This is a genomic window from Deinococcus sp., assembly GCF_018260405.1.
Classification (GTDB): domain Bacteria; phylum Deinococcota; class Deinococci; order Deinococcales; family Deinococcaceae; genus Deinococcus.
In genome coordinates this window covers 1-9,240 of sequence record NZ_JAGLBG010000091.1, presented here as the reverse complement: position 1 = coordinate 9,240, position 9,240 = coordinate 1, and the positions used below count along the sequence as shown (strand labels likewise).

General features: G+C 59.0%; 6 protein-coding genes and 2 pseudogenes. 3 read left to right on the top strand and 5 right to left on the bottom strand.

What is annotated here, in order from left to right; all coding sequences use genetic code 11:
- Positions 1 to 536: 536 nt before the first annotated feature.
- From QZ269_RS10705 to QZ269_RS10695, 3 genes and pseudogenes are all read left to right on the top strand, one after another.
- Positions 537 to 818: pseudogene (locus QZ269_RS10705) on the top strand (IS4 family transposase); the annotation flags it as partial.
- Between the two features lie 920 nt (positions 819 to 1,738).
- Positions 1,739 to 1,960, top strand: coding sequence for a hypothetical protein (locus QZ269_RS10700; RefSeq protein ID WP_291426701.1), 222 nt, complete (start codon positions 1,739 to 1,741; stop codon positions 1,958 to 1,960).
- A 316-nt stretch (positions 1,961 to 2,276) separates the two neighbouring features.
- A pseudogene (locus QZ269_RS10695) lies at positions 2,277 to 2,680 on the top strand (IS4 family transposase); the annotation flags it as partial.
- 191 nt (positions 2,681 to 2,871) lie between these two features.
- Here QZ269_RS10695 and QZ269_RS10690 read toward each other — a convergent pair.
- The 5 genes from QZ269_RS10690 to gabT all read right to left on the bottom strand — a co-directional run bounded on the left by QZ269_RS10690 (position 2,872) and on the right by gabT (position 8,732).
- On the bottom strand, positions 2,872 to 4,092 hold the full coding sequence (locus tag QZ269_RS10690) for an MFS transporter (protein ID WP_291426700.1): 1,221 nt from the start codon (positions 4,090 to 4,092) through the stop codon (positions 2,872 to 2,874).
- A gap of 342 nt (positions 4,093 to 4,434) precedes the next feature.
- Positions 4,435 to 5,895, bottom strand: coding sequence for an NAD-dependent succinate-semialdehyde dehydrogenase (locus tag QZ269_RS10685; RefSeq protein ID WP_291426699.1), 1,461 nt, complete (start codon positions 5,893 to 5,895; stop codon positions 4,435 to 4,437).
- A 234-nt stretch (positions 5,896 to 6,129) separates the two neighbouring features.
- The gene (locus QZ269_RS10680) at positions 6,130 to 6,387 is read right to left on the bottom strand and encodes a hypothetical protein (protein WP_291426698.1); all 258 of its coding nucleotides are present in this window, start codon (positions 6,385 to 6,387) and stop codon (positions 6,130 to 6,132) included.
- The gene (locus tag QZ269_RS10675) at positions 6,384 to 7,364 is read right to left on the bottom strand and encodes an aminotransferase class III-fold pyridoxal phosphate-dependent enzyme (RefSeq protein WP_291426697.1); all 981 of its coding nucleotides are present in this window, start codon (positions 7,362 to 7,364) and stop codon (positions 6,384 to 6,386) included. The genes QZ269_RS10680 and QZ269_RS10675 overlap by 4 nt, the downstream gene beginning before the upstream one ends.
- Positions 7,365 to 7,430: 66 nt before the next feature.
- Entirely contained in the window at positions 7,431 to 8,732 is a 1,302-nt protein-coding gene (gene gabT, locus QZ269_RS10670; RefSeq protein WP_291426696.1) for a 4-aminobutyrate--2-oxoglutarate transaminase, read from the bottom strand.
- Positions 8,733 to 9,240: the final 508 nt, after the last annotated feature.

Sequence of the window (9,240 nt, the reverse complement as noted above, 5' to 3'; positions counted from 1 at the left end):
ATGAGCCCTGAGCAGAGGTAAGAAATGTGGTTGGTTTGCTGGAACGTATCTGATTAGCGGCCCACCTCCTGGCAGGGAAACAGGGTATCTGATTAGCGACCCTTCCGACCCGAGAAAAAACCTGTCTGGGATGGAGTTTTTAGAAGAAGAAATAGCCATTTCTCGTCAGAGCAAATACAGGAGGAAACCAAAAAATATCGTCTGACACGCTTATGTTTTGGACCTCTCTAGGGTACAAAAGCCGAGTGTAGACAAAGAAAGTCGGCTCCTGTACGGTTTTTTCTGCCATGAAAGACCGACGAAGCCGACATCTTCAGTATGACCTGTTCGCCACGCTCCAAGCTCACTTCGAGATTGACCCCAGGGCAACCGCAAAGTCGCAAAACCGAAGAATGAAGAGAAAGATTTCTGTTATAGACAGAATATATGGCTTGGAATTAAATATGACTGAGCGACAGAAACGGCCTTCTCCAGTGATGCATCAGAAGCAATTTGATCCGGCTTCAAAATTGAACCGACTTTGCGGAAGCCCTGAGATTGACCCCCGCAGGTTGGTCGTCCTGTGCGCCCTGATTCTGGGCATGATTCAGACCCGCAGTGTCGTGCTCTGGCGTCTTGTTCCTGTCGTCCAACTTGGTGAGAACGAGAACAGCGTCTACAAGAGACTCAAGCGTTTCATGCAGTATTCGCTGTCCCAGAACATGATGGCCAGGTTTGTGCTCTCGTTCTTGCGTGAGGAGCATGTGCTGCTCCTGCTAGATCGCACAAACTGGAAGTGGGGTCAGCAGGACATCAACTTCTTGATTCTGAGTGTGTCCTGACGAACATTCTCTTTCCCGCTCGCCTGGATACCGGCGAGTTCAAGTTGCTAGCGCACACCTCTAATGTTACAAATGTACCTCAGAGGGCGTGCGAAAACCTAACCCCTCTCTGGGTCTGTTGTTCAGTAAATGATGTACCACAAGCACTTTTTCCAAGGCAGTCTCGGTAAAATCCGTTCCCTTAGGGAAGAAATGGTTCCAAGCCCTCAAGCGCCTCCATGTTCTTCCCTGCATCCGCTTGAAAGCGAATTCCAGGGTGGATGGGATTCCCGGTAGTTCGATGGAACTATGACCGACAGGAAGCACCACAGGGTAAGCTCAGAAGGTCACGGATTGACCAACAGCGCGTTGTCAGTCCAATTGCCATGGCTGGTGTCCGCTGAATGTACTTTTTCCGTCGGAGTGGCTCTATCAGCGACTGGCGCAGACCCCTTTGCGTCCGACACCAGTTATAGACGCCCTGAACCAACGCAGCCAACGTGACTAGCATGGAAGGGAAGCCTCGCAAAAGCGAGGCTTTTGCGTGCCAGATGTGGATTCATTCGTCGGGCTGTCCCATTCTGGCGCTCAACCGCTGAGGTATTTGGCGTCGTGTAGCCAAGAGTCTGCAACTCCTGATTAACCCGTTTCTGCGTTCCAGCCGCAACTTCTGTCCTGACTTCCACAACCCGTCTTCCGCTGTACTCCTTGATGATGCGGACGTGGGCCAGACTGCGCGGGATTCGGTAAGCCTTCTTGGGAAAGCGCCCACGCTTTCCCCGTCTCGGTGGTTGCCAGACAGAACCGAACAGTTCCGAGAACAGGCTCTGATAGGGCAAATATCCGTCAGTGGACAGGACGAGACTCTGGGGAGCGGCGAGCCGCTCCTTTGCGCTACCCAGCAGAACCCTCGTCAATTCGGCTGTCCTCGCCCCTACTTGACCTTCGATGACAAAATTACTTTTGGGGTCGACAACGGTGAAATCCCAGGCTTGCTCGGCTTTCTTACCGAAGAAGCTGTGGCGTTCGTCGGCTTGCATGCTCGTGACCTTGAGGTCACGAGCATGCTGGTCATGGAACTGCTGCAAATGGACACCAGCCTGACGCATGATTCGAGCAACAGTGGTTCGGTGACAGCCTGTAAGTTCCGCTGTGGATGAGCAGCAATTGCCATGCGTGAGATGGTCGACAATGCTGTCGACGCGTTCAGGAGGCAATTTGCTTCCCCAGTAGGGTGTCCCTTTGGTCTCACTGAAGTGGGCACCACAGGTGCGGCACCGCAGGAGACGGCGCTGTTCAGGGCCATAGACCTTTCTGAGCCTGATGTTGTCACGCCCTGACGCATGGAAGTCTGGACAATGAGAGGTCTGGCAAACGAGACTGTCGAGTGGGAGAGAAAAAGACACGCCCGGAGATAGGCTCCGGGCGTTCCCATTTCAACCCCTGTCGGTCATAGTTCCAGCAAACTACCGGATTCCCGTCTGGGCGTTGTTTTGTAAGCTGGAAGCGGGGAAGTGCGGTACTGGTATAAGCCCATGCACATTTACGGTGTTCAGTGGCGTGTCCTGGGTGCCAAAAACCTGTTTGGTGAAACACTCTGTCTGGCGTACCACGGTCATGCTTGATTGGCTCTGGAACACTATGCCAAAAGATGCAATGGCGAGAACATGCACCAGGCGATGAAATCCAGAGGATTTCATCTGGAAGAGACGAATGTGACCGACCTGGAGCGAATTTCAACACTGTTTGGCGTGCTGTCCCTAGCGTTTATGTGGTGCTGCTTGATTGGGGAGTTCGAGGAGCAACGTGAGCCAACCAAGCCGCTCAAGCATGGCTATGCGCCCAAAAGCTTGTTCCGTCGGGGATTAGATACCCTCAGGAAAGCTATTGAGAATCTGGCCTGGGGCAAAAAGCCCGCTAGGACGAGGTTCAGGTACCTTCTCGCTACTTTTGTACCCTAGAGAGATGCCGACTATAACCTTGCTGCGATTTACCATCTGGTTCTCCCAATTTACGCGCTGAGTAGTTACCCCAAGTTGCCCGGTACCGAATGATGAGAGACTTTTCGGCCTTACTCCGCTGCGGGAGCTGTCCTCTGAGCAGGCGGCAGACTTTTCAGCGCCCACCACAGCCCTGCCGCCGTCAGCAGTGAGATCACGAACAGGGTCAGCCACGGCAGGTCTGGAAAGCCCAGGCGGGTGCCCAGGTCGATCAGGAGGCCTCCGATCACGTTGCCGACGGCGCCGCCGACCCCTAGACTGATGGCCCCGAAGCCGAAGTAGCTGCCGATCAGCTCGGGCGGGGCAAAGCGGGCCGTGAGGGTCTGCTGGGTCGGGAAGACCGTCATGGTGCCCAGGCTGTACAGGGCGACGCAGGCCAGCAGCGCCGCGAAACTGTGCACCAGGCCCATCAGCGCCAGGGCCAAACCTACAATCAGCACGGCTCCAACCAGCGCGACCCGCGTGCGGACGCGGCGCTCGAGCCACTGCATCACCGGGTACTGCAAGACTACCGCCAGCCCCGCGCTGAGGCCGTAGAGTGGCCCCGTCGCGCCCGGCCCCGCCAGCGCTACCGCTTTGAGGGTAATCAGCACATTGATCTGGGTGCTGAGAATAAAGTAGCCGATGAGAACCAGGGTAAAGCGCCGGAACCGCTGATCGGTCATGGCTGTTTTAAGCCCCAGCAGGCCGCTGCCGGACTTCGGGGCAGGCCGGATGTAGGGCAGGGTCAGTCCCATGACCACCGCCGCGATCAGGTACACACTGCCCGAGGCGATGGCGGCAATCTTGAAGCCCACCCCGATGATGGCGGCCCCAATCAGCGGCCCCATCACCATACCCAGATTGCCCGCAATACTCATCAGGCTGAACATGCGGGTGCGGTTTTCGGGGCGCGTGACCTCGGTGAGGGCGGCATTTTTGGGCGCGTCGAACAGGCCGCCGCCCACCCCCGCCACCAGCGAAGCGGCCAGCAGCACAGACAGCGAGTCGGCAAAGCCCATCCAGACAAAGCCCATCATCCGCAGCAGGCAGCCTGCCAGAATCAGCGGCTTGGGGCCAATCTGATCGGCCCAGGCCCCGCCAAAAATGGTGAGGCCCTGTTGCGTGAGTTGCCGCAGCCCCAGCACCAGCCCGACGCTGGCCGCCCCCCAGTTCAGGCCGTCGATAAAGTGAACCGTAATAAGCGGTATCACTGCAAAAAAGCCGCCCCACATGAGGAAATTGGACACGATCAGGCCAAGCTGGGCTGCCGAGGGACGAAAAGAAACTGTGGAAGTGCCCGGCGTAATCACGTTCCAGAGGCTACTCCTGTTGGGGCAGGTGTGCCGTGTCATACGGATTCCGCAAAATTCCGCCACAGTCGGAAAATCGCCGTCTGTGGCTCCATACCGCGAAACCCGTATGCTGTTCCTACTCACATCCGCTCGGATTGATTCAGAACTGCACCGAATCAATCGGAATCCGTATCATCCGGTCTGCCGTCTGTTTCATTGACCACCCCGCCGGGTTGTCCACTTCACACCCGGAACCCGTTTCTCTTGCTCGCTGCCGCAGCTTTCCAAGTCCGTATCACTCGCACAGCAGAAAATCCCCGGCCAGCAGGAACCGGGGGGCGCATAGACCAGGGTCTGGCCTCAGCTTTCCAGGTTCAGGGCCATCCCGATGAACTTGGTTTCGAGGTACTCTTCCAGGCCCCAGTGACCGCCTTCACGCCCTACGCCGCTGTTCTTCATGCCGCCAAAGGGTACATGCGGCGCCACTGCGGTCGGCCCGCCGTCGTTGATGCCCACGATGCCGTATTGCAGCGCCTCGGCCACCCGCCACGCCCGGCTCAGGTCGTTGGTATAGGCGTAGGCGGCCAGCCCGAACTCGCTGTCATTGGCGAGGCGCAGGGCTTCTTCCTCGGTGTCGAAGATGACCACCGGGGCCACCGGCCCGAAGGTTTCCTGCTTCAAAATCAGGCTGTCAGGGGCCATATTGGTCAAAATGGTGGGTTCAAAGTAGAGCCCTTCCTTGACCTTGCCGCCGACTGTGGCGGTAGCGCCCCTGCTGAGTGCGTCGTCTACCTGCGCCTTAATTTTGTCGAGTCCGGTCTGTTCAACCACCGGGCCGATATTGGTGTCGTCGGCCAGCGGGTCACCCACCTTCAGCGCCGCCGTCTTTTCGGTCAGGATGCGGGTAAATTCTTCGGCGATGCCGCGCTGCACATACACCCGGTTGGTGCAGATGCAGGTCTGGCCGGTATTGCGGAACTTGCTGGCGATGACTTCCTGGGCAGCTTTGGTGGGGTCGGCGTCGTCAAAAATCAGGAAGGGAGCGTGTCCGCCGAGTTCCAGGCTCACGCGCTTGATGGTTTTAGCGGCCTGCTGGTATAGCAACCGGCCCACGGCGGTGCTCCCGGTGAAAGTCAGCTTACGCACCCGCTCGTCTTCCATAAAAGGGGCGGTCAGGCCAGCGGCGTCGTTGGTGGGCAGCACCTGAAAGGTATCGGCGGGGCCGCCCGCTTGCAACCACAGCTCGGCCAGAAACAGGGCCGTCATAGGCGAGAGCTCGGCGGGTTTGACGATAATCACGCAGCCCGCCGCCAGTGCTGGGGCCACCTTGCGGGTAATCATGCCTGCCGGGAAGTTCCAGGGGGTCACGGCGTACACGATGCCCACCGGCTCCAGGCTGGTAAAGCCGCGCTTGTGGTTAAAACGCATAGAAATCCGCTCACCGCTGATGCGCCCGGCTTCCTCGGCGCACCACTCGATGAAGCTGGCGGCGTAGGCCACCTCACCGCGTGTCTCGGTAATCGGCTTGCCCATTTCCAGGGTCATCAGGCGGGCGAGTTCTTCCTGGTGGGCAAACATCAGGTCGTTCCATTTGCGTAGAATCTTGCCGCGCTCGTTGGGGTTAACCTTGCGCCAGGATTTCAGGGCGAGTTCGGCAGCGTCAATCGCTTTGCGGGCGTCATCTGCCGCGCAGTCGGCCACGCTGCCGATGCTCTGGCCGTTGCCGGGATGAAAGACTTCAAAGCTCTGGGCCGTGGTGCGCCACTCGCCCGCAAAGTACGCCTTGCTACGGAGAACGGATTCGTTGGTAGGGGTTGTCATGGGGTCACCTTTAGAGCATTTTGCAAAAAGATGGTGCTCTTTTGACCATCTTGTTGCCGAGTGGAACGAGTGAAAAACAAAGAGCAGGACGGAGAATGAAGGGGGCGGCAGTGTTGTTCCGACGTGCCCATCATTCGGAGAACTGCTTTAAGAGGTCGAATTGGGGCAGTTGGGGGTGTTCAGAGAACAGGATAGCCTGCACCGAGCCAGTGGCACCGAACGAGTGTGACGTTTTCACCCGGCACATACGCCTCGGTCACGGCTGCCTTCAGCCCGCAAAGGGGACGCCGCTCCTTGACCACCGGGCCGTCGCTGGAAAAAGCCACGTCCACGTCCATGCTCTTGTATGGCGGCTCCGGCTCTGGCGTGGGCCGCCGCTAGTTTTCCGGCATACCGCACCTCGCCGTCCTCGATAAGCAGCGCTTCTACCGTGCGCTCGTCGGCGTAGGGCCGAATGATTCCGCCGTGATATAGGACTTTTGCCGTGGTCACGCCCGGTAGTCTCTGTTCCGCCAGATAATGAACACGCCGTAATTCCGCACCGACTCATCTTCCAGGTAGTTGGGGATGATGCCCCAGACACCGTAGCCGCGCTTAAGCTGCACCGTTAGTACCGGGTCGGCCCGCTCCTCACGAATCACCTCGCCGACGTACTGCTCGATAGAGAGGTGGTCAGCCACCGCGCCGTAGCCCTTGGGCATGGCCCCGGCCACATGGCCGCGCAGGTTTAGTCGGCGTACCAGGTCATGCCGCGTGCCATAGAGCAGTTTCGCCAGGCCCTGTCCGCGCACCCTGGGGTGAATGCCGATATCCGCTCCGTACAGCCACTCGCCCCGTGGGTCATGCGTGGTAAACAGGTTGTCACCGGTTTCCTCCATAAAGGGGTGGGCGTAATGGCTAAAATCCACGTTCATCTGAAAGTCACTGCTGGAGCCGACCAGTTCCCCGGTCTGCGTATCGAACACCGCCAGTTGCCCCTCTGGAAAGTGCTGCTGCTGCGACAGGAAATGCCGGGCGGTCGCCAGTTCGCTCCCGCTGAGGTCAGGAAAGCACGCCCGCTGCACAGCTTCCAAGGCTGGGGCGTCCTCCGGGCGGGCCTGCACTACCACGTAGCGGCCATCCTCGCGGGTCGCCAGCACTTTGCGGCCAACGCCGCCGGGGTGGGGGGCGTCCATAATTTCGGCGCGGCCCGTGACGGCGCTGATGGGCCTTCCAGCCCCCAGGCTCTTGGCCCTGGCAACCATATCGGGAATCACCCCCGAGTGTTGGGTGGCGTGCAGCTTGCCGATGCCGCCCGCCAAATCAATCAGGGTGTTGCCCTCCACGTCGGTCACCAGTGCGCCCTGCGCCGAGGCGATGGCGACCGCGTTGGCCTGCCCGAGGACGCTGGTAACGGCCTGAGCGCGGCGTTCTTGCCGGGCCACACTGCGGGGGCCGGGAATCCTGGTGTTCAGCTGGATGTCAGCCATGTGAGTTCTCCGTTGCGGTGCTGAGTAGTGGGGGCAGCGCTGAGGCGCGAATTTCGGCGCAGTGTCTTACTGTTGAGTGCCGACTGCGTCCCTGACCGCCTGGCTGAAGATGGCTATTGCAGCCTGCAAGTCCTCGTCGGTCACGGTAATCGGCACCAGCACGCGGATGACGCTGCCGTACATCCCGGCTCCCATCAGCAGCAGGCCGTTTTCACGGGCCAGCTCAATGATGCGTTTGGCTGTAGCGGGGTCGGGTTCGCGGGTGGCCGGGTCCTTGACAAATTCGGCGGCTATCATCGCCCCGAGGCCGCGCACGTCGCCCAGGCCCGGCACCTCCTGTTGCAGCGCGTTCAGGGCTTGGCGCAGTTGTTCGCCCACGCGCCTGGACCGTGCCAGCAGCTGCCCGTCCCTAAAAAGGTCCAGCACAGCCAGGCCCGCCGCGCAGGCCAGCGGGTTCCCGGCGTAAGTTCCGCCCAGGCCGCCAGTCTGTGGCGCGTCCATCACCTCAGCGCGGCCTGTGACCCCGCTCAGGGGCAGCCCGCCGCCGATGCTCTTGGCAAAGCACAGCAGATCGGGCTTGACGCCGCTGTGCTCCACGGCCCAGAAGGTGCCGGTGCGCCCCACCCCGGCCTGAATCTCATCGGCAATCAGCAAGATGGCGTGCTGATCACACCGTTGACGCAGCGCCCTAAAAAAAGGCACCGGAACAGGCAGAAAGCCGCCCTCACCCAGCACCGGCTCGATGATGATGGCGGCTACCCGGCTGGCATCCACGGTGGTGCGCAGCAGTTCGTCCAGCCCGGCCAGCGCCATCTCGGTACTGACGCCGTGGTACTCGTAGGGAATGGGTGCGTGATAGATGTCGGGCGCGAACGGCCCGAAATTCTGCGCGTAGTACGCCTTTTTCCCGGTCAGGGTCATGCCCATCAGGGTGCGCCCGTGAAACGAGTGCGTGAAGCTGATGATCGCAGGACGCCCCGTGTAGGCGCGGGCAATTTTAACGGCGTTCTCGGTGGCCTCGGCCCCGGTGCTTAGGAAAATGGTCTTGGCTGGGCCTTCCCCTGGAAAACGGGCATTCAGGCGCTGAGCAAGGCGCAGATACGGCTCGTACATCGTGACCTGAAACGACGTGTGGCAAAACTGATCCAGCTGCTTTTTGACCGCTTCGATTACGGCGGGGTGGTTGTGGCCCACGTTCAGCACGCCGATACCGCCGACCCAGTCGTGGTATTCGCGGCCCTCCACATCCCAGATTTTGCTGCCCAGGGCACGCGCCGCCATCACCGGGTGGGCGTTGCTGATGCCGCGCGGCACTTCGCTCTGGCGCAGGGCCAACAGTTCTCCGGTTTTTGACAGGGTAGTCGTCATTACTAAAGACCTCCAGGTGGAATAAGGAGCTGGCGGATGGAGAAACAGGTGAGAGGCTGTTTAAACCCTACCCGAATGAAGCAGCCAAAGACGGTGACTCGGGACAGCGTAGGGCATCTGGGTGCTTTTCTCGGATGTCCGGAACTGTACCCGGCAGCCACTTAGCTCAGGTTACTTCGACGCTGGTCGCCAGGTTTCAGAGTGAACTAACAAAATAGACCGGACGTAACTACTCAGCACGATGAACACGGCGAAAAACTGCCTCCAGTTAAGTTTTTACCGAAATCAAGGCTAAGAATATGTCGGGAACATCGACCTCCCAGGACACCGCCTATAAACTTACTGCGATTTACTATCTAATTCGCCCAATTTACGCGCTGAGCAGTTACGAGTATTAAAGCCAAATCTAATTAGTTAGACTAGAGAATGTAAGAGCCTGTCAGTATAGCAATCTGACTTTTTACGAAAAATATGTAAATAGCATAGTAAAGGTATCACGGATGGGTGT

Bases quoted from the DNA above. Each gene is read 5' to 3' on its own strand.
- QZ269_RS10685 (WP_291426699.1), bottom strand. From the start codon at position 5,895: ATGACAACCCCTACCAACGAATCCGTTCTCCGTAGCAAGGCGTACTTT.
- QZ269_RS10675 (WP_291426697.1), bottom strand. From the start codon at position 7,364: ATGGCTGACATCCAGCTGAACACCAGGATTCCCGGCCCCCGCAGTGTG.
- gabT (WP_291426696.1), bottom strand. From the start codon at position 8,732: ATGACGACTACCCTGTCAAAAACCGGAGAACTGTTGGCCCTGCGCCAG.